We start from the raw sequence: 19,215 nt of genomic DNA, 5'->3' as shown, positions 1-19,215 counted from the left end.
CGAGGTGGGGGACTTCCATCAAACTAATCTTATTGGACTGTGAGCGCAAAATAAAAACTGGCATTTCCCTGATCCAAAAACCAAGAGCAGTGAATTTGGTAGAGATATGAACCCGGCTCAGTCGGTACGGTGTAGCCGTCGATTTCGGGAGCAGTAAGGTTTTTGATCGTGAACTCGTTAATTCCCTCGGGTGGCGTAGTCTTAATCTCAACTCCACCTTTCACCACGGCAGGCGTCATATCCTCCAGCGTGAGCGGAGCAGCATCCGTCGTTACACAGTTATCAGCGTTGCACCAAGAATATCCGCTGCGGCGCAGCGTGATATCAGTATCTTCGATTACCACCTTGGGCATTGGAGGTTCATCAGATTGCACCCATAGCGACTTAATAGCTTGTCTGGCATTTTCCTTGGTAATCGGCTTTACGTTCTCGGAACGGGAGCCAACATAATATCCGGTACCGAACACAACGATAAGCAGGATTACATATAGAACCGATCGGGTTTTCTTCATATAATAATGCCTCCTAAATACATCACTCGTCTCATAATCCATCTGGATTTATGTTATAATTTTGAAATCGCATGTTTCCATTATAAACCATTCGCCTATAGTAGGCGTTATATTTGTTGAGATGATACCGAAAAGGGATGATATCTATGTCATTAAAATGGTTGGAATGGGCAAAGGAGATTCAGGCCATCAGCCAGGCGGGACTTGCGTACACGAGGGATGTGTACGATAAGGAGCGGTTTGAACAGCTGAGGGAGCTTAGCATTACCATTATGCAGGAGTATACCGAAGCAGGGGAAGAGAAAATTCGTACGCTGTTTGCAAGTGAAACGGGGTATCAAACACCGAAGGTAGACGTTAGGGGCGTAATTTTTCAAGACGGAAAGCTGCTGCTGGTGCAGGAAAAGGCAGACGGAGCATGGGCACTTCCAGGCGGATGGGCAGACGTTGGCCTGTCCCCTGCCGAAGTGGTTGTGAAGGAAGTGAAGGAAGAAGCGGGTTATGATGTGAGTGCAACGAGACTGCTGGCCGTATTGGATAAGAAGTTTCATCATCATCCGCCCTCTGCCTTCCACGTGTACAAAATGTTCATTCAGTGTAACATCACGGGCGGAACTGCAGGCATAGGGACGGAGACGTCAGCGGTCGGTTTTTTCAAACAGGACGAACTGCCGCCTTTGTCCGAGGAGAGGAATACCAGAGAGCAGTTGAACCGACTCTTTGAATTTGAGAAACAGCCAGATCTGCCAACTTGGCTGGATTAATACAGTTCACCAAAAGGAGCGTATAAGATGTGAAGGGCTTTAAACCGTACAAAGATGTACCCGATGAATCGGAAATCAAGCGCAGATTTAACGGGAGGATCAATATTTTCTTTTTTAGTACTTTCCTTATCTTTTGTGTCATCATTATCCGAATGGCGATCTTACAATTTGTTGAGGGACCAGAGCTTGCGAGTCAGGAAATCGGAGGTGAACAGAAGAATTTCCCCTTGCAGCCGATCCGGGGGTCCATCATTGATGCCTCTGGCAAGAAGCTTGCCTACTCTACCTCATCGAACTCCTTATATATTACACTCATGAAGGATTACAGCAAGAAGACGGACAAGGGAAAAGCGAACAGGCCTGAAGCCGAGGAAATGGCGAAGCAAATCGTCCAGGCGTTTAACAAGTATGGGGACCCACAGGCAGAACCGTTAACGGTCAAGGAAGTAATCAAGCGTCTCGATTTGGAATATAACAAGCAGCATGGATATGAACCGAGACTCATCAAGTCGGATTTGTCCAAAGAAGAGATCGCTTATTTCATGGAGAACCGTGCAAAGTTCCCAGGTGCTCTAATCGTGGAAGAGAATGTGAGACACTATGATCCGGATACGGTAGCGGTGCAGACGATCGGATACCTCAAGCAGTTTAAAGGGGCTAAAAGTCTGAAGGATTACGAGGTAATTGATCAAGGCAACAAGGATCAGAAGGATCCTGGGCTGATCTACATGGAAGAGGAATGGATTGGCTTTGACGGATTGGAGCGGATGTTTCAGGAAGAACTACGCGGCAAGAGCGGATATCTCAACATTCCGATTAATCCCCAGAATATGGTGGATGGCGTACCGACCATGGTCGCTCCTGAGAAAGGCTATAATATCCACACCACGATTCATAAGGACATTCAGCTTGCGACAGAACAGGCCATTATGGAACAACTCGAGTATCTACATACCCACCCCGTATCAGGAAAGCTGCATAAGGACGCCATAACCGGATACGCAGTAGCTATGGAGGTTGATACCGGAAATATAGTAGCAATGGCCAGTATGCCGGATTACGACTCGAATGTACGGGTAAATGGTGGGAAAATCACCCCGGAAATCGTAGATGCGACAGGTAACGGCACGATAACGATATTTGGATCGGGACGCTCGGGGCACAATTTTGAATCCATGATCTTCCTGGGTTCCGTCATTAAGCCGCTGACGGTAATGATCGGGCTTAATGAGGGGTTATTTGGCCCTGACTATACATATAACGACCAGGGTTATGCACTTATTGGCCGGGAAGGAAGCGAAACGAGAATCTCCAACTCCAGCGGGCATAGGAATGGGCCTATTAAACCTAGCAAAGCAATTCAGCAGTCCTCGAATGCTTTTATGATCGATATGATTGGCAAGGAGCTGGTCAAGAAGTATGGCGGGGAAAAAGGTGTTAAGAAGTGGGATGAATATATGGAACAGTTTGGTCTAGGCGTATCGACCGGAAGTGGCTTGCCGGGTGAATTGTCAGGCCGTAAGGAATACTTGGATACGAAATCAGCAGGTAGTAATTTGGCTGCGTTAGCCTATGCTTCATTCGGACAGATGGGTAAATATACTCCTCTGCAGCTTGCTCAGTACACGGTTATGCTGGCGAATGAAGGGAAGCGAATTAAGCCGCAGCTGGTCAGTAAAATTACGGATCAGCATGGTAACGTGGTCGAGAAATTCGGAGTTGAGGTTCTTAATGAGGTCGACTATCCCAAAGAGTACTGGCAAATCATTAAACAAGGAATGAATACACAGGGGCTCGCTGCTTTCAGTGACTTCAAATACGATTTTGCCCGCAAAACAGGAACCTCTCAACAAGAAGCAAAAGTGAATGGACGTAGGACACTGCTCGATAACGGTGTCTTTATCGCCTTTGCTCCGCGTGAAAATCCGAAGCTGGCGGTGGCCGTTGTTGTCCCGGAGGGCGGTTTCGGTTCCCAAAGCGCCGCGCCGATCGGAAGGAAAATATTCGATGCTTATGATGAAATCTACGGCTTGGATGGAACACCGCATCCAAAGAAAACCGAAGAACAGACCGAAGATAGCAGCCAAGGAGAAGCAGGAGGAAACTAGCTCGAATCTGCTAGCAGAATATACAGTGATAGAAACAAAAAAGGGCTGTTCCACAAGTCATCGAAAATGGCTGTGGAGCGCCCCTTTTGCTTTTGAAATTTAGAATTTTGCATTCTCAACCATTTCATAGACTCCAATGGAATTCTCGCGTATTTCCAGGGCAATCACTTTAGCATCTTTTTCGAAATAGTGAAAATGCCCCGCGCGCTTATCTTCTAATTCGACCCATCCCCCAGCTTGGATTTCTTCGAAGTATCGTGTGGGCAAGGATAAGCCTTGTTCACCGCCAATGCCTTTCACTTCATACTTAGCCCCATTATCTATATTCGGATTTCCAGTCTCCGTAATCGTTTGCAAAAGGGTTGCGCTGTTCGGGATTGGGAAATCGTCATGTACGGATGAAGACTTATAACTGTCCACGGGTTCTTCATAAACAGAATTACAACCGATGATCGCCACGATGAACAAAGAGAGTATGACAATGATTGTTGTATTCCTTCTCATATAGACACCTCCTCTCTATATTGAGAACGCATAGTTCTGGAAAAAGTTGTGGGTATTTGAGAACTTCTGATTTAATACTAAAATAACTATATAGAACTATCGAGTTAATATATCCTGTTTAATACGGGGAGAGAGGCGTTTAACCAAATACGAGCAGTTCGCTGGAACGTCCCTATAATCTGAACTGATGACTAGATAATTTCAAGAGAAAGGGACGATTTACACGGAATGCGATCATAACTGGAGAATCATTGCCTCGGACTAGTAGCACTAAAATGCATTAAGATACGTGCGAGGTAAATTATGGTAGAATAAACATCAGACAGACCGCTTGGTGTTTATTTGCGTTTGATTATCTTATTATTTCATACGAGGTGACCCAGGATGAAATCAATATCCGTAGGAATCATCGGGACGGGGTTTGGCGGAGCGGTTCATGCGCCCATTTTTCAGCTTCACCCGGGATTCGAAGTGAAATCTATCGCCAGTGTTTATCGAGAACGAACGGAAAACGGAACATGGCATGGAATTTCTTATTACAGGGATTGGCGTTGCATGCTGGAGTCTGAGCAGCTGGATCTGACCGTAATCGCATCAGCACCCGTTCATCATTATGAAATGACGATGCTTGCCTTGCAATCTGGCCGTCATGTACTGACTGAAAAACCACTGGGTATGAATAAAGAACAAACATTACATATCCTGAAGGAATCCGTATGAGTCAATCGTCAAGCATTTGTGAATTTCCAATGGAGATGGACACCGATCAGGCAGCGGATCAAGCTTATGCTTCAGCGCAAGGAGCTCGGAGCCATTCAGCATATCAAGTATATAGGAAGTTTCTCCGGATATAATATGCTGGCTTATTCTTACCGGGGATGGGAATCTCGCACCGAAGAGGGGGGAGGGTTCTTGTTTGCGGTTGGTTCTCATATGATCGACTCCCTTCTCTGGTGGATGGACGAAGAGATTACCGATGTGTATGGCGATTTGCGGACGCAGATATCGGCTTATACAGGAGAAGCTGGACCTGAAATCAGGAATGCAGATGATGCTTTTACCTTCACGGGTTGTTTTAGGAGCGGTGCTTCGCTTCTGGTGGATGTTTTTTATCCTGGAGTACGCGGTACTGGCTGGACGCTGGAGATTTACGGGAGTAAAGGGACTCTAAAGATGCGGGATGACGAAATCCTCGAGTGCAGCTTTGGCGGACCGTTTGAGCCGATTGAGATCGAGCCATTTCTACCCCCGGCAAATCTGGAAGCACCAGCGATACACTACTATAACGGTCTTTATCAAATGGTTGATGCCATATATAACAGCATGACTGAACACACAACATCGGCAAGCATACCACAATTCGCTGACGGGCATAAGGTGCAAGCTGTTCTGGATGCGATCTGCCTTTCGTCCAAGACGCACAGTCGAATTCTAGTAGACTATGGCCCTTATATTGATCTGGAATGATGACAATGAGGTCAGAGGAGGCGGTGACTTTGAATTCGAGGCGTTTACAAGTCGGAATGTGGAATCAATTCACGGAAGAGTCTTGGGAACAGCTGGCAGACAAGCATATCAGCGGGATGGAAATATGCAGCTTTCCAAGTCAGGATGCGTTACGGGAAGTAAGCCATTTTTGCCGTAATCACGGGATTGAAATGGGGGTACATGCTCCGATGCTTGGGGAAGCAGGTTATTGGCTGCCTCAACTTAATGCACCTATAACTGAACAATTTCAGGAAGCACTGGGGCAAGTCGTCGGAGAAGTCCAGTTAGCTTCTCTGTACGGTGCCGACTATGTGCTGTTCCATTATCCCTATTACCCTGTCTTTCAGGAGCCTTTCAAACCTTACCCGAAACTTCCCGATGCAGGGCATCGTTATCATTACAATCAGTTGAGCAAAGATCGGTTTCGTGACATCTCACACCGGTTATTCGAGCATCTCTGTGAGCTGCAGCTGCGTTACGGACAGCGAATTGTGTTAGAACATGATTTTTTTGGTGAGTATGGCGATGTGCTTATAGATAGCTTTCAAGCTTATCCAGATATCGGGTTTGTGCTGGATACAGCCAGACTTGATATTACCCGCAGAGCTTTTCATGGATTCGATCCATATTGTTTTCTCGATCAGATGGCGCCTTCAGTATACTTGGTCCATTACAGTAACGTGTATTATGAGGAGGATAAGTTCACGCATCATCTGCCTGTTCTGCCGGAGCATGACCATGATGTAAGGTATGGAGATGCCAGCGCTTATTTGCGATATCTTGCTGCCAAGAATTCCCGGTTCCATATTACATTTGAACATAATGCCAGTCTTGTTACTCGTCAGCAATTGCACCAGATCTATAAGCGAACTGTAGGGATGCTTGAACAGCAGGGAGGACCTGTACTAATCCGGTAAGTCTCGGGATAGATATGAAGGAGAGCCGTTACAGCAGCAAGGACTCTGAAGACGGCATTGCCTGAATATCAGATGGGGAGGAATCCTTCATGATACATAGCTTGATCGTTGTATTTGTGCTGACGATGATTATTCATACGGCGGAAACATTGTCGTATTCAGCGAGATATGCTGGCGTGAAACTGAATAAGATTGCCGTCGCATTATCATTGACCGGGATCATTGTATTGGTATCGCGAACATCCAATCTGATCCAAGCACCGTTGACGGCGAAATTCGTGGATTATGCAAGAGATCATCCTTCGTTTGATGTGCTCTCCTATTTCAGAGCGATTTTGTTGGCCGCCTCGATAGGAACCATTGCCGCCATTGCGTTGTTTCCGACCTTCGTCAATCTGTTCAGCAGAGTCATCAGCAAGCTGGAGGTCGCCGGATCGATTCCTAAGCTCGTAACAAGTGTAACGATTGGGCAGCTCAAGAACACAAGGCACTACATCAAGAAACCCAACTTAGCGTGGAGCCAGTTTCGATATTTAGGAGTGCCCAAACGGTTTGTTATGCTTAACATTGTAGTTACGGCTTTTTACACGGTGGGCGTTCTCTCCTCATTATATGCTGCCCACCTTACTCCTCAGTTCAGCACGACAGCCTCTCAAGCATCTGGGCTGATTAATGGAATTGCCACCATTATACTAACGATATTTATTGATCCTCAGTTAGGATTGATTACGGATAAGGCCACTCGAAATGAGGCGGCGAGAGACCAATTAGGCAAAGTATACACGATGTTAATGGTCTCCAGATTCTTCGGGACAATGCTGGCACAGCTAGTTATTATTCCGGCCGCTTATGTAATTAGTGAAATTGTGAAATGGATTTGAGAGTAGTGATATAACATTCTAAGGAAAAAAGGGGAGTTATAATGACACGCAAACGTATCGTAATAGAGTCCATATTATTCGCTGCAGCAATTTATGCAGGTTACCTGGCATTAATGGTGGTGCAAGGCATGATATTAACACAGAGATATGTGCCCAATCTGGAGATGACCCGCCATTATGAACAAACTCAAACGCTGCAATCTCAGGTCACCTTTGGAATAATGGAGCAGAAAAGCGTCTGGGCAGTGGCGACAACCATTGGAGGGCTCATCGTGGCTGGCGGATTATATGGCTGTATTCGTTGGTTTTGTACCAGGCAAAGAAGACAAACCTAGATCGTGGATTGAATATTTAGGATTAGAAACCCTGTTGCAGACTCTGGTCTATGACAGGGTTATTTAGTATGTCGATGATCAGCAAAACATGAGGCAGTCGACAGGCAAATACAGGAGGATTGGCTAAGAACTGTGGTTCTTAGAAGGGTTCTCATAGAGATGATTGGGTCACCCAATTATAAAGTGATCTTGATGTAATGGCGTATAATTTGCTGATAAATCATAATTGAAAGCGTTATTTTTTGCTTGACAGTACTATTGAGATGCGATTATGCTAAACATGCGGTTAATTGGATCACCCAATTATTGTTCGCGAAAGAGTGAAAATAGAGAGGGTAGTCAGATGACCATTAAGAAGATTAAATATCATCGGGTTTACGAGGATGTAATCGAACAGATTAAGAATTTGATCCTGGAAGGAAATTTAGCCCCTGGAGATGTTCTTCCCACTGAGAGGGAGCTTGCCCAATCTTTTGGAATTAGCCGCGGAACATTACGGGAAGCATTTCGCATCCTGGAGCGTGAAGGACTGATCGAAGCCAGGCCCGGCGGAGGTCGTTTTCTGAGCAAGGCACTGGATGTTGCAGAGGATCGGAGCCGAATTCTGGATAATATCGAACGTGCTACTATTCTTGAATTGCTTGAGGCGCGGGTATTGTTCGAGACGGGGATCGTTGAACTGGCGGCTAAACGTGCAACCGATGAGGACATCGCTGATATTGAGGCTGCCTTTGAGACCTGGGGACAGATCGATCAGAATGCGGAGGACCGCTCGAAGCCCGATCAGGCCTTTCATTTATCGATTGCCAAGGCAACACATAATGTTGTCCTCGTCAATATGATTGAACTGCATATGGACTTACTTCAGCGGACACTGAGCAAAACAGCCCAAATTCCTGGGCGCAAGAGCGAGGTATATGAAGAACATTTACTTATTTTGCAGGCCATTAAGGAACGAGATCCGGTCAAAGCAAAACTTGCCTTGCTGAATCATCTCAGCATGGTTAAAGAGAACATACAGAAAAACCACATTCATGTCTAGGAGGGGAAAGCACATCCCCCTTCTTAAAGAAAATTGGGTAACCCAATTACCCAATAATCGTGAGTGAATATTTTGGTAAAGAGGGACAGCAGATGAATACAGACATTCGAATTCTATCTCCCTGCGGCATGCTGGGATACGGATTTCCAGAACAATCCTTCCTGAATGGAATGGAGTATGAGCTGCACGGCATCGTGGTCGATGCAGGCTCGACCGACGGAGGGCCACATAAGCTCGGCGCGGGCGTATCCATCGTCAGTAAGCGGGCGGTTAAGAAGGACCTGGACATCATAATCACCCATGGATTGTCTCGGAGAGTTCCGATCATAATTGGTTCGGCTGGAGGCTCGGGTGCACAGACTCATGTGAACTGGACGCTCGATATCATTGATGACATCTTGGCCGAGCGTGGGCTTTCAGCCAAGATGACTGTGATATGGGCAGATTTTACCCAAGCAGAAATCCATCAGGCGAAGGAAGAAGGGCGTATTAAGTCATTAAGCCCGAATATTCCGCCCCTCACCGATGAGCTGATAGACTCCACGAACAGCATCGTTGCCCAGATGGGACATGAACCAATCGTGGAAGCGCTTAAGCATGGCGCGGACATCATCGTATGTGGTCGTGCTTATGATCCGTCTCCTTTTGCAGCAATCGGGATATATCATGGCAAGGACCCAGGACTGTCGTACCACCTGGGCAAAATATTGGAGTGCGGCGCGTTATGTGCCGAGCCGGGAACAACGAAAGACAGCATACTTGGCACGATCAGTGATGATTCGTTTACTGTTCAATCACTGAACCCTAACCGGACGTGCAGCCCGACCAGCGTTGCAGCTCATACTTTTTATGAGAAAGAACATCCGTACATTTTGCATGGGCCAGGGTTTACGCTCGATTTGGAGCACTGCCAATTTGAAGAAACAGAAAAAGGTATCGTCCGCGTAACCGGCAGCCGTTACCTTCCGGCAGAGAAGTATTTCATTAAGCTGGAGGGTGCAAGACGCGTCGCTTATCGAACCTTTGTTATTGCAGGGATTCGTGACCCAATCCTGATCGGGAAGTTGGAGGAAGTTGAAGATTACGTTCGTAATCAGGCACGGGAATATTACCGCGAAATACCGGAATCAGACTATCAGATTCAATTTTACAACTATGGCAAGAATGGTGTTCTCGGAACCAAGGAGTCCGAACCGTTCGCCGGACACGAAATCGGTGTCATGTTTGAAGTCGTTGCCAAGACACAGGAATTAGCGAACAGTATCTGCGCCACGGTGCGCTCTACCTTTTTGCACTATGGTTACGATGGACGCAAATCTACGGCAGGCAATCTGGCATTCCCCTTCGCACCAAGCGATATCGAGTTCGGACCTGTCTATGAATTCTCCGTGTATCACCTGATGGAGATGAAGATTAATGCTTTTCGAATAGAGCATCGATGAGGAGGATTAAACCGTGACTCAACTCGGCGATTTGGCGAAGGTGCTGCGAAGCAAAAATTCGGGTCCCTTCGAGATTACATTAGACGTGTTGTTTGACTCCAAGCAGAAGTATGACAGAGTGAAAAAGTCCGGCTTAATTACCAAACGGACCATCTGTGAGTTGTATCAGATCAAGGAGGAGCAGATTCATCACCTGGTATTCTTCGACCAGGCATTGGGCTTCAAGATCACGATGTCACGGGAAATATCATCCGGCAATGTCGGCGACCGGGACGTATACGGAGCCCAGCAGCATGCTCCCCTTATGAAGCTATCCATTGATCCAGGGGAGGAATAAGCCATGAAAGTATTAAGACGCTTAAGGCAGGATTGGGTATTATATGCGATGCTTTCGCTGCCTCTTCTCTACTTTTTTGTCTTTCATATCATTCCGCTGTACGGCATGAAACTAGCTTTTCAGGATTACCGAATTTTAGGGGATCATGTATGGGTCGGGTGGAAGCATTTCAAAACGCTTTTTAGCTCGCCTGCCTTCACAAGCGTACTGCAGAATACCATTATCATCAGCTTGATGAAAATGATTTTCGTATTTCCGATTCCAATTATGCTGTCACTGCTAATTAATGAAGTTCGAAGCACGAAATACCGCAAATATGTGCAGTCCGTTGTATACTTGCCCCATTTTCTATCTTGGGTCGTTATTGCCGGAATCTGGATCAGTATCCTGAATCCTTCCGAAGGTGCGGTCAATCTGATCGCGAATTTTTTTCACTTGCCTTCCGTGGATTATATGACCAGCAAGGAGCATATCCGCTGGGTGTTCGTATTCTCTGAAATTTGGCGAAGCGCCGGCTGGGACTCCATCATTTATCTGGCTGCCATCATGAAGATCAGCCCAGGATTATATGAAGCAGCCAAGATCGACGGCGCGACCCGGCTGCAGCAGATGAGGTATATAACACTTCCTCATTTATACAGCACAGTTGTAACCGTCTTCATTCTTAATCTGGGCTTCTTCATGAATGCTGGTTTCGATCAGGTGTTTAACTTCATGAACGATTCTGTCATTAGCGTGGTCGATATTCTGGACACCTATGTTTACCGAATTGGTATCGGAAACGGACAATTTGCCTACGCAACCGCAGCCAGTCTGTTTAAAGGTGTGATCGGTATCATTCTTATCCTGGGCACGCATTTCATATCAAAGCGCTTCTCGGGTAAAGGCGTCTGGTAGAGGGAGGGAGTTACGATGAGACGGCTTGAAATTTCTAAGATTGTCATTTATCTGTTGTTGTTTGTATTTACGCTCATGGTATTGGTTCCTCTTCTGAACCTGCTGGCACTGTCTTTAACCGACCCGGGAAAAGCTCATCTGATGGGTGGATTAGACATCATTCCGAAGGGATTCTCGACGATTAATTATCAACTGTTACTCTCTAATCCCTTGATCACCAGCAGTATATTGAACTCGGTGTGGATCACCGTAGCGGGCACGTTCTTAAACCTGCTGCTGACCTCCATGGCAGCTTATGTGCTGGCCAGAACCGAATTTATCGGTAAAAAAATCGTGCTGCTCTTCCTGATCGTTATTATGGTATTCGAGCCAGGCATGATTCCCGAATACTTGCTTGTGAAGGATCTCGGATTAATGAATACGCTTACTTCATTGATTCTTTACAAAGCAATCAACGTGTACTATCTCTTTATTCTCATGCGGTTCATTCAGGACATTCCGGAGGAGATTCTGGAAGCTTCCCGAATCGACGGTGCAGGTCATTTCCGTTTGTACAGCCGGATCATTCTGCCGCTGTCGAAACCAGGCTTGGCAACGCTTGGCTTGTTCTACGGGGTGTATCACTGGAACGAATATTTTAGAGCGACCCTCTATATTTCAGACCCGACCAAATGGCCGCTGCAGGTTGTCCTCAGACAATTTGTCGTCCGCAAGGACAATACGTCCTTGATCGGCAATCAGAATATGTTTGACAGCTCGATTCATTTTGATTTCGCTTCTCTGCAGGCAGGTACGATCATGATGGCGATTGTGCCGCTGTTATTCCTATATCCTTTCATTTTGAAATATTACGCCAAGGGCGAGCTGGAGGGAGGAGTCAAGGATTAAGCCGGGAAGGTAAGCTTGTGCAGGGCAGAATGTTCAAATTTTAAAAAGGGGAGAAAAATGAACATGAAAAAATTAAGCCTGTTATTAATCGTTGCCATGCTGGTTATGGTCATGTCGGCATGTGCATCGGGCTCAAACTCGCCGGGAGCGAGTCAGTCCGAGCCTGGAACAACCCAGCCTGATGGCAGTGGTGATCCGGTTACACTAAAGATTGTGTACAAGGATGAAGGAACGGCAAACCCCGTTTCTGTTAAATTCTTCGAGAAGCTGGAGAAATCATTGGCAGAAGATGAAGGCTTGAATGTAAAATTTGAGCTTGTGGATTTGGCACAAGGCAGTTATGCCGAGAACTTGAATCTCTTGCTATTAGGTGGAACCATTCCGGATATCATCTACTTCCAGGGTGGCGATCAGCAAATATCTGAGCAAGGCCTCCTGGAGGATCTGACTCCATATATTGAAAAGTCAACGTACATTAAAAATATCATAGAGCCGCATAACCAAACGCGGATGGCAAGCTACCCGTATCTGCTGTGGATCAAACCGCTCGCACCGAAGACACCTGTCATCCGTGCTGACTGGTTTAACGCCATGGAGAGCTCCAAAGCATTGATGGAGAACCCGACCGTCGATAATTATTACGCCTTCTTCAAGGAACTTGTGGAGAAGAAACCGGGTGAGGGCAAGCCGAGTTATGCTTTGACGGCTGCAGGAGATATCGCCGAGATTAACTTCATTTTTAATTCGGCTTTCGGTTTGGATAAGACATGGCTTAAGAAGGAGGACGGAACATACGAGTACTCCAAGGTGTCTCAGAAGGAAAAAGAGAAGCTGACGTTCTACAATAAGCTGTACAAGGAAGGATTGCTTGATCCGCAGTTCATTACGAAGCAGTGGGATACCAAGGAAGATGCCTTCTATAAAGGAGAAGCTGCTGTTATTACGGGTACGGCTGGTAAAATCATCGATTTGTATGATGGAAGAATGCAGGAATTGGGCGGAGAGGGAGCTAATCTGATCGTATTGCCGCCTGCCAAGGGTGAAGGTCAAGGCTTCGGGGCAACCGATGTAACGAAGGAATCCAGAGGACTTGCGATCTCTTCACAGTCGCCGCATAAAGACGTGGCTTTCAAGGTTTTCGATTATCTAGCAAGTCCGAAGGGTCAAATGCTGGACCGTCTCGGCTTTGAAGATGAGCACTACAAGGTAGTGGACGGGGAGATTGAACTGAACGAGAAATACTACAGTGAATGGTATGCACGCTTCTGGGAACCAATCGAGATTCAGTCCGAAACTCCTTTGAAAACGCCGCTCTTGGGTGAGCCGGGTGCCGAATCGCTGAAGATGGCCTCCGAATATTACACAGAAGACAATAACTTTATTATTCCTGAGCAGTTCATTGCGAACTGGGATGCGATGAACAATCTGTACAAGGAATATTCAACCGATTTTATTACAGGCAAGAAGGATTTATCCCAGTTCGATCAGTTTGTTGAGGCCTGGAATGCTGCAGGCGGAGTTGACATAACGAAATACGCTAACGAAAACATCAAGTAAGGAGCTTATAACTATGACTTCGTTTCGTGACCGGGTAAGGGGCGTGGTGATCTCTACCGCGCTGGGAGACGCAATGGGAGCGCCAATTGAGAAACTGACGTATGGGGAGATCAAGTCCAAATACGGACGCGTGGAATCCCTCATGACAAGATGGCATAAGATGGATCTTCCTGCCGACGTCCGGCTTGGCCGGGTAAGAGGCGACGGAATTGTCACTGACGATACGCTGATGACAATTGCACTTATGAATGTATATTTAACCGAGGGCAGGCATTTGGATGCTTATGATATGGGCAATGAATTTGTGAAGGAGATTGCTTTTCGCAAGACATTTGTTCCTGAGCTGAATGAAGAAACCTTGATTATTGATCGATTGTTCTACCCTGAAAAATACATCTTCATGCGTCATGTACTGGCCAATTGCGATCCGAGAGAAGGCGGGATCGGAAATATGGTGAACTGCGGGGCGGCGATGTACATCGCCCCGATCGGGGTTGTCAATGCGGGCCATCCGAAGGCGGCTTATGATGAAGCCATTCTGTTTGCGATGGGACATCAAAGCAGCTATGGACTGGAAGCAGCAGGCGTTCTGGCGGCTTGTGTGGCCAAAGCTTTTGAACCTGGGGTGAGTGTGGAGGATATTGTCCATACCGCGATCAGCCTGGCGAAAGACGGCACGAAAGCAGCCATTCAGGAGATGACGCAAGCTGCCCGCCAGCTGCGGGATCTGCGCGATGATATGGACAAAGTGATCGAGACTTTTCAGACGATTATGCTCAAATATTCTCTGATGGGCGATGATGTGAGCCGTCATATCGACAAGGTTGGCATTCCGAGTAACCATTATACACCGAGCCGCCTCTGGTCGATTGAAGAGCTGCCGATGGCACTTGCCTTTATCGTTCTCAATGATGGAGACTACTACCGTTCTATCCTGGATGGCGTGAATTCCGGGCGTGATACGGATTCGATCGGTGTCATGGCCGGAGTGATCCTTGGAGCCATGTATGGCAGCGAAGTCATTCACAAGGAAGATATCGAACAGTTGAACAAGGTGAACCGCTTGGATCTATACGCAATCGCCGACCGGTTCAGCAGCATCGCCGCGACGATCATTGAAGAAGATTTACGCATCCTGGAATCTCGAAAGACTATTGTGAGTCATTAATATGGGCTAAGAGAAACAATGCAGCTGTGAGTATTGCATAAGGCTTGGAGGGAGAACAAAATTGATACCTAAACATTATGTAGAGACGGTATATGCAGGATTTATCGGTATGAATATTGGGATTAGGCTCGGCGCCCCTATTGAACCGGTTGCTTGGACATACGAACGAATTCGGGATACTTATGGCGATATAAGGGATTACGTCAAGCCGTACACAACCTTTGCCGCAGATGATGATGCAAACGGACCGGTGTTCTTTATTCGTGCGCTGTATGACGATGCGACGGATCGCGAGCTTGAACCCGAGGACGTCGGAAGAGCTTGGCTGAACTATGCAAGGGAAGGCATCGGCATGTTCTGGTGGGGCGGCGAGGATATTAGCACCGAGCATCGGGCTTACGTTAATCTGCGAAAAGGCATTTCAGCCCCACGCTCCGGCTCGATAGAAGTGAATGGAACAGAGATGGCTGAGCAGATCGGCGGCCAAATCTTCATCGATTCCTGGGGATTATTGTTCCCGGGTCAGGTGGAGAAAGCCGCTGATTATGCAGAAAAAGCTGCCAGTGTATCGCATGATGGCAACGGGCTTTATGGTGCCCGGTTTATGGCGGCTTGCATAGCTAAAGCTTTTGACGCTTCATCTATCGACGAGATCATCTCGGAAGGACTTCGCATGATTCCGGAGGACTCCACCTATGCGCGTGTGGTTCACGCGGTCATGGACTTCTACAGAGAGAATCCATCTGATTTCCGTGCCTGCCGGCAATATTTGGAGGACCACTGGGGATACGATAAATATACTGGTGTATGCCACATCATTCCGAATGCGGGCGTGTGCGTGCTTGCCCTTCTGTATGGCGAGGGTGATTTTGCACGCACAGTAGAAATTGCCTCCATGTGTGGCTGGGACACCGATTGCAATGCAGGCAATGTAGGCACAATTCTCGGCGTATACGGCGGGCTGGCGGGAATTCCGAACCATTATCGGAAGCCGATCAATGACTTCATCGTAGCTTCGAGTGTGTCCGGTTACTTGAACCTCGTCGATTTTCCGTCATTCGCCAAAGAGTTAGCGCTGCTGGGCTATCGCCTAAACGGCGAGAAGGTGCCTGAGAAACTAGCACAGCGGGTAAAGCCAGGTGAAGTGTACTTTGACTTCGACTTGCCGGGATCGACGCATGGATTTAGAACGAGTAATCCGTTCAAAACGCCGGTTGTACGTCATACGAATCTGCATGCATGTGATGGCAGAGGATCGCTAGAAATCGTTTTTGATAGACTAGTTGAAGGCGACAGCAGTAAAATCTACTTTAAGCCGTTCTACCGCCGCGCTGAATTCAATGATGAGAAGTATAAGCCGACCTTTGCGCCGCTGGCACATAGTGGTCAGACCGTATCTGCCCAAATCTATGTTGATCAGTGGGAAGGTGAGCCGGTGACCTTAACCCCGTACGTGCGGAATACATATACAGAGGAGGATGTGCTGCTTGCAGCCGTTACACCGGTTGGCGGGGAATGGAACACGGTTCAATTCGTTATCCCGGATACCGACGGTGCCATGATCGATGAGATCGGCTGGATTCTGGAGAGCCCATCTCCTCTCTTGAACCGCGCCATCGGCAGTTTGTTTATCGGGCAGTTTCACATCGCAGGAACAGCGGATTATACGATTGATTTTGCCAAGCAGGCCAAAGAATTTGCTTCGGTTTCGCCGTTCTCGCATCATCGTGGAAAGTGGGAACTGTGTGGCGGGGTGCTGCACTGTACATCTGAAGGAGATAGTTCGTCTTATTCCGGAAATTATTATGCCGAGGATATAGTAGTAGAAGCGACTCTCAGACCGATATCAGGCACCAGTCATTGCCTAATTACAAGGGCGCAAGGCATTATGCGTCATTACCTGGCCGGATTCGACGGTCCGAATGCCGTATCTTTTATTAAACAGGATTTTGGTATCCAGCGGTTGATTACGGCAAGGTATGATTGGGAGTGCGGTAAGGAATATCACTTTAAGCTGGTGGCTGAGAAGGATCGGTTCAGCTTGTACATTAATGGAGATCATGTGCTGGAATGCAAAGACGATGCCTATGCTCATGGAATGTTTGGCTTTGGCAGCCTGGAGGATGGCGAGAACGAGATTAAGGATGTTCATGTTCTTTCGTCCACGCAGAAGCTGGAGAGAAAGGAGCGGGTTATCTTTGCGTAGGATTGTTGTTATTGGAAGCATTAATATGGACGTTGTTAGTAATGTAGCGCAGTTTCCCAAGCCGGGGGAAACGATTCACAGCAGGGACACATCGTTTTTTCCCGGAGGTAAAGGAGCGAATCAGGCTGTGGCTGCAGCATCAGCAGGTGCCGATTGCGTCATGATTGGTGCAGTGGGACTTGATCCATTTGGGAATACCTTAATGGATTCACTGAAGGATCGCGGTGTTGGAGTAAATTCTGTGCTATCCAAAAAAGGGACCTCAGGCATTGCCATCATTACGGTCAATGAGGAAGGCGAGAATTACATCGTCCTATCGGAAGGCACAAACGGGCGCCTCACCGAAGAAGATGTAGCCGCTGAAGTGAATTGGGACGGGGTATATGCCGTGCTGCTGCAAAATGAGATCCCTTGGGAGACGACACAGTATGTATTGCAATCGGCTAACAAGGCAGGTGTTCGCGTTTGGCTGAACCCGGCTCCGGCCAGGAATATTCCAGAAGATCTGTTTCCACTTGTGGATACACTGATCGTGAATGAAACGGAAGCAGAAGTGGTAAGCGGTGTGAAAGTAGAAGACTTTGCTTCAGCTGAGAAGGCAGCAGCTTCGATGATTGACAAAAGTACCGCGAGCGTAATCATTACTCTGGGTGAGCAAGGGTGTTACTACGCTAATGGACGCGGCGAGCATTTTAAGATTCCGGCTATCCGGGTCAAACCTGTAGACACCACGGCAGCAGGGGATACCTTCATCGGTGCCTATGCTGCGGCTTGCACAGAGGGACTGGGAACGGAAGAGGCGCTTAGGTTTGCCACAGCAGCGGCTGCACTGACGGTGACCCGGCCAGGCGCGCAATCCTCTATTCCGACGAAGGAAGAAATTTTAGCGTTTATGAATAAATGATTATGATTGTAATAGAGAAGGCGTCCTTGGCGGACTGCCTTCTCTATTTCTTTATACTATTACCATCGAACAAAAGATGCCTGTAGAGTGTCAGACCGTCCACTGTACACCGAGCTATTGTTATAAGGTTCCGTGACTACCTGGATGTAATGCGTAAAATGCTATGAAGCTGACCGACATGTTCTGCCAACCCCTCTCATATAGTTAAGAGTGACGATAACGAAATGATGAAACGGGGGAATTTCGACTCATGGCAAAACAAAAAAGAGGCAAATCACTTTGGCACTTACCCACTCGCGCCCGCGGCACATGTCCGGTATGCAAGAGTACCCGAACCAAACTGTTGTATCCCCGCACCAAATCAGACGGAACTCCTCTAAAAGTATGCAAGCGGTGCGACGGCGCTTCGCAGGAACGCGTGGATGCGGCTGTATAGATAGTATATCCGCGGCAGTGTTAGACAGCACGATGAATGATCTACTTCCTCTTGCCGATTAGGGATTATCTGGAATATAATAGTTTGGCATAGACCGTTTTCCCTGAGAAGCGGTCTTATCTTTTTTATATTAGGTATCAGAAGAATGTTCCTATTCGATAGTGCGGCTAAACTCCTTGGAACGTTGAGATACGAGATAACCAGGGGGTATCAAGTAATGGTGGTGATTGGATGCTAGAGCAGCGATTAAAGGATTACATAGGGCAGCATAAGCAATTAATGACGGATTTGGGCATTGTTCGCGATTTAGGCTTGCCGCAATGCTATATAGCTGCAGGTTACATTCGGAATTATGTATGGGATCTGCTGCATGGGCTGGAGGGGACGGACAGGCATACGGATATCGATGTCGTATATTTTGACCCCAGCGATGTGTCTGAAGAGCGAGATCTTCGATTGGAGGACGGCTTAAGAAGAGTAACAGGTAACCCGAAGTGGTCGGTTAAGAATCAAGCCAGGATGCATGAGAAGAACGGAGATGAGCCTTACCGTTCGACTTATGACGCATTAAGTCATTGGACAGAAACGGCTACTGCGATTGGGGCTCAACTGAATGAGGCGGGCGAAATTGTCCTCTGCTGTCCTTATGGAGTCGAGGATTTATTTGCGCTTCGCGTTCGAAGATGCCCAAATTTTCATAAACGAAGCTATTATCTTCAGCGCGTGCAGAAGAAACGATGGAAGGAACAGTGGCCACAGCTTACCATTATGGAAGAGTAGGATAAGAAGAGCGTTGCGTTCCATGACGAATACATAGTGATATATTGGC

General features: G+C 47.2%; 20 protein-coding genes. 18 read left to right on the top strand and 2 right to left on the bottom strand.

The features are described 5' to 3' along the window. Window positions 1-29: 29 nt before the first annotated feature. Complete coding sequence (locus tag ABEQ74_RS05575; RefSeq protein WP_430120256.1) at window positions 30-512, bottom strand: hypothetical protein; 483 nt, start codon at window positions 510-512, stop codon at window positions 30-32. A 146-nt stretch (window positions 513-658) separates the two neighbouring features. Between ABEQ74_RS05575 and ABEQ74_RS05570 the strand changes: the two genes are divergently transcribed. Both ABEQ74_RS05570 and ABEQ74_RS05565 read left to right on the top strand, forming a co-directional pair. After that, window positions 659-1,276: an NUDIX hydrolase gene (locus tag ABEQ74_RS05570; protein ID WP_430120254.1), complete on the top strand. Its 618-nt coding sequence runs from the start codon at window positions 659-661 to the stop codon at window positions 1,274-1,276. Between the two features lie 29 nt (window positions 1,277-1,305). Further along, entirely contained in the window at window positions 1,306-3,384 is a 2,079-nt protein-coding gene (locus ABEQ74_RS05565; RefSeq protein WP_430120252.1) for a peptidoglycan D,D-transpeptidase FtsI family protein, read from the top strand. A 99-nt stretch (window positions 3,385-3,483) separates the two neighbouring features. Here ABEQ74_RS05565 and ABEQ74_RS05560 read toward each other — a convergent pair whose 3' ends face one another. Then, window positions 3,484-3,888 carry a hypothetical protein gene (locus tag ABEQ74_RS05560; RefSeq protein WP_430120250.1) on the bottom strand — a complete coding sequence of 135 codons (405 nt, stop codon included), beginning with the start codon at window positions 3,886-3,888 and terminating at the stop codon, window positions 3,484-3,486. Between the two features lie 384 nt (window positions 3,889-4,272). On the opposite strand from ABEQ74_RS05560, the gene ABEQ74_RS05555 reads away from it, so the two are divergent. The 16 genes from ABEQ74_RS05555 to ABEQ74_RS05480 all read left to right on the top strand — a co-directional run bounded on the left by ABEQ74_RS05555 (window position 4,273) and on the right by ABEQ74_RS05480 (window position 19,166). Next, complete coding sequence (locus tag ABEQ74_RS05555) at window positions 4,273-4,608, top strand: Gfo/Idh/MocA family protein (RefSeq protein WP_430120248.1); 336 nt, start codon at window positions 4,273-4,275, stop codon at window positions 4,606-4,608. A gap of 18 nt (window positions 4,609-4,626) precedes the next feature. Continuing rightward, on the top strand, window positions 4,627-5,355 hold the full coding sequence (locus tag ABEQ74_RS05550; RefSeq protein WP_430120246.1) for a Gfo/Idh/MocA family protein: 729 nt from the start codon (window positions 4,627-4,629) through the stop codon (window positions 5,353-5,355). A gap of 23 nt (window positions 5,356-5,378) precedes the next feature. Beyond that, window positions 5,379-6,293: a sugar phosphate isomerase/epimerase gene (locus ABEQ74_RS05545; protein ID WP_430120244.1), complete on the top strand. Its 915-nt coding sequence runs from the start codon at window positions 5,379-5,381 to the stop codon at window positions 6,291-6,293. Between the two features lie 89 nt (window positions 6,294-6,382). After that, window positions 6,383-7,174, top strand: coding sequence for a lipid II flippase Amj family protein (locus ABEQ74_RS05540; RefSeq protein WP_430120242.1), 792 nt, complete (start codon window positions 6,383-6,385; stop codon window positions 7,172-7,174). 41 nt (window positions 7,175-7,215) lie between these two features. After that, window positions 7,216-7,509 (top strand): hypothetical protein, encoded by a 294-nt coding sequence (locus ABEQ74_RS05535; RefSeq protein WP_430120240.1) that lies wholly within the window; start codon window positions 7,216-7,218, stop codon window positions 7,507-7,509. 343 nt (window positions 7,510-7,852) lie between these two features. Continuing rightward, window positions 7,853-8,551 (top strand): FadR/GntR family transcriptional regulator, encoded by a 699-nt coding sequence (locus tag ABEQ74_RS05530; RefSeq protein WP_430120238.1) that lies wholly within the window; start codon window positions 7,853-7,855, stop codon window positions 8,549-8,551. 92 nt (window positions 8,552-8,643) lie between these two features. Then, complete coding sequence (locus ABEQ74_RS05525; RefSeq protein WP_430120236.1) at window positions 8,644-9,993, top strand: acyclic terpene utilization AtuA family protein; 1,350 nt, start codon at window positions 8,644-8,646, stop codon at window positions 9,991-9,993. A 13-nt stretch (window positions 9,994-10,006) separates the two neighbouring features. Next, window positions 10,007-10,330: a DUF4387 domain-containing protein gene (locus ABEQ74_RS05520; RefSeq protein WP_430120234.1), complete on the top strand. Its 324-nt coding sequence runs from the start codon at window positions 10,007-10,009 to the stop codon at window positions 10,328-10,330. A gap of 3 nt (window positions 10,331-10,333) precedes the next feature. Beyond that, window positions 10,334-11,227: an ABC transporter permease gene (locus ABEQ74_RS05515; RefSeq protein WP_430120232.1), complete on the top strand. Its 894-nt coding sequence runs from the start codon at window positions 10,334-10,336 to the stop codon at window positions 11,225-11,227. Window positions 11,228-11,242: 15 nt separating this feature from the next. Next, on the top strand, window positions 11,243-12,115 hold the full coding sequence (locus ABEQ74_RS05510) for a carbohydrate ABC transporter permease (protein ID WP_430120230.1): 873 nt from the start codon (window positions 11,243-11,245) through the stop codon (window positions 12,113-12,115). A gap of 63 nt (window positions 12,116-12,178) precedes the next feature. Beyond that, on the top strand, window positions 12,179-13,672 hold the full coding sequence (locus ABEQ74_RS05505; RefSeq protein WP_430120228.1) for an extracellular solute-binding protein: 1,494 nt from the start codon (window positions 12,179-12,181) through the stop codon (window positions 13,670-13,672). A 13-nt stretch (window positions 13,673-13,685) separates the two neighbouring features. Then, on the top strand, window positions 13,686-14,840 hold the full coding sequence (locus ABEQ74_RS05500) for an ADP-ribosylglycohydrolase family protein (protein ID WP_430120226.1): 1,155 nt from the start codon (window positions 13,686-13,688) through the stop codon (window positions 14,838-14,840). 61 nt (window positions 14,841-14,901) lie between these two features. Beyond that, on the top strand, window positions 14,902-17,046 hold the full coding sequence (locus ABEQ74_RS05495) for an ADP-ribosylglycohydrolase family protein (protein ID WP_430120224.1): 2,145 nt from the start codon (window positions 14,902-14,904) through the stop codon (window positions 17,044-17,046). After that, a complete protein-coding gene (gene rbsK, locus ABEQ74_RS05490) occupies window positions 17,039-17,950 on the top strand; it encodes a ribokinase (RefSeq protein ID WP_430120222.1) in 912 nt (303 codons plus the stop codon). Before ABEQ74_RS05495 ends, rbsK begins: the two co-directional genes overlap by 8 nt. 250 nt (window positions 17,951-18,200) lie before the next feature. Next, window positions 18,201-18,386 carry a hypothetical protein gene (locus ABEQ74_RS05485; protein ID WP_082361187.1) on the top strand — a complete coding sequence of 62 codons (186 nt, stop codon included), beginning with the start codon at window positions 18,201-18,203 and terminating at the stop codon, window positions 18,384-18,386. A gap of 231 nt (window positions 18,387-18,617) precedes the next feature. Beyond that, on the top strand, window positions 18,618-19,166 hold the full coding sequence (locus ABEQ74_RS05480; RefSeq protein WP_430120220.1) for a nucleotidyltransferase family protein: 549 nt from the start codon (window positions 18,618-18,620) through the stop codon (window positions 19,164-19,166). Window positions 19,167-19,215 lie beyond the last annotated feature (49 nt).

The organism is Paenibacillus solani (assembly GCF_050475945.1).
Classification (GTDB): Bacteria; Bacillota; Bacilli; order Paenibacillales; family Paenibacillaceae; genus Paenibacillus_AQ; species Paenibacillus_AQ solani_A.
This window is presented reverse-complemented; position numbering and strand designations above follow the sequence as displayed.

What these genes read in the sequence shown, in the direction of transcription:
- ABEQ74_RS05575 (WP_430120256.1), bottom strand. Translation starts at nt 512, where the DNA reads ATGAAGAAAACCCGATCGGTTCTATATGTAATCCTGCTTATCGTTGTG.
- ABEQ74_RS05570 (WP_430120254.1), top strand. Translation starts at nt 659, where the DNA reads ATGTCATTAAAATGGTTGGAATGGGCAAAGGAGATTCAGGCCATCAGC.
- ABEQ74_RS05560 (WP_430120250.1), bottom strand. Translation starts at nt 3,888, where the DNA reads ATGAGAAGGAATACAACAATCATTGTCATACTCTCTTTGTTCATCGTG.
- ABEQ74_RS05555 (WP_430120248.1), top strand. Translation starts at nt 4,273, where the DNA reads ATGAAATCAATATCCGTAGGAATCATCGGGACGGGGTTTGGCGGAGCG.
- ABEQ74_RS05540 (WP_430120242.1), top strand. Translation starts at nt 6,383, where the DNA reads ATGATACATAGCTTGATCGTTGTATTTGTGCTGACGATGATTATTCAT.
- ABEQ74_RS05535 (WP_430120240.1), top strand. Translation starts at nt 7,216, where the DNA reads ATGACACGCAAACGTATCGTAATAGAGTCCATATTATTCGCTGCAGCA.
- ABEQ74_RS05530 (WP_430120238.1), top strand. Translation starts at nt 7,853, where the DNA reads ATGACCATTAAGAAGATTAAATATCATCGGGTTTACGAGGATGTAATC.
- ABEQ74_RS05525 (WP_430120236.1), top strand. Translation starts at nt 8,644, where the DNA reads ATGAATACAGACATTCGAATTCTATCTCCCTGCGGCATGCTGGGATAC.
- ABEQ74_RS05515 (WP_430120232.1), top strand. Translation starts at nt 10,334, where the DNA reads ATGAAAGTATTAAGACGCTTAAGGCAGGATTGGGTATTATATGCGATG.
- ABEQ74_RS05510 (WP_430120230.1), top strand. Translation starts at nt 11,243, where the DNA reads ATGAGACGGCTTGAAATTTCTAAGATTGTCATTTATCTGTTGTTGTTT.
- ABEQ74_RS05505 (WP_430120228.1), top strand. Translation starts at nt 12,179, where the DNA reads ATGAAAAAATTAAGCCTGTTATTAATCGTTGCCATGCTGGTTATGGTC.
- ABEQ74_RS05500 (WP_430120226.1), top strand. Translation starts at nt 13,686, where the DNA reads ATGACTTCGTTTCGTGACCGGGTAAGGGGCGTGGTGATCTCTACCGCG.
- ABEQ74_RS05485 (WP_082361187.1), top strand. Translation starts at nt 18,201, where the DNA reads ATGGCAAAACAAAAAAGAGGCAAATCACTTTGGCACTTACCCACTCGC.
- ABEQ74_RS05480 (WP_430120220.1), top strand. Translation starts at nt 18,618, where the DNA reads ATGCTAGAGCAGCGATTAAAGGATTACATAGGGCAGCATAAGCAATTA.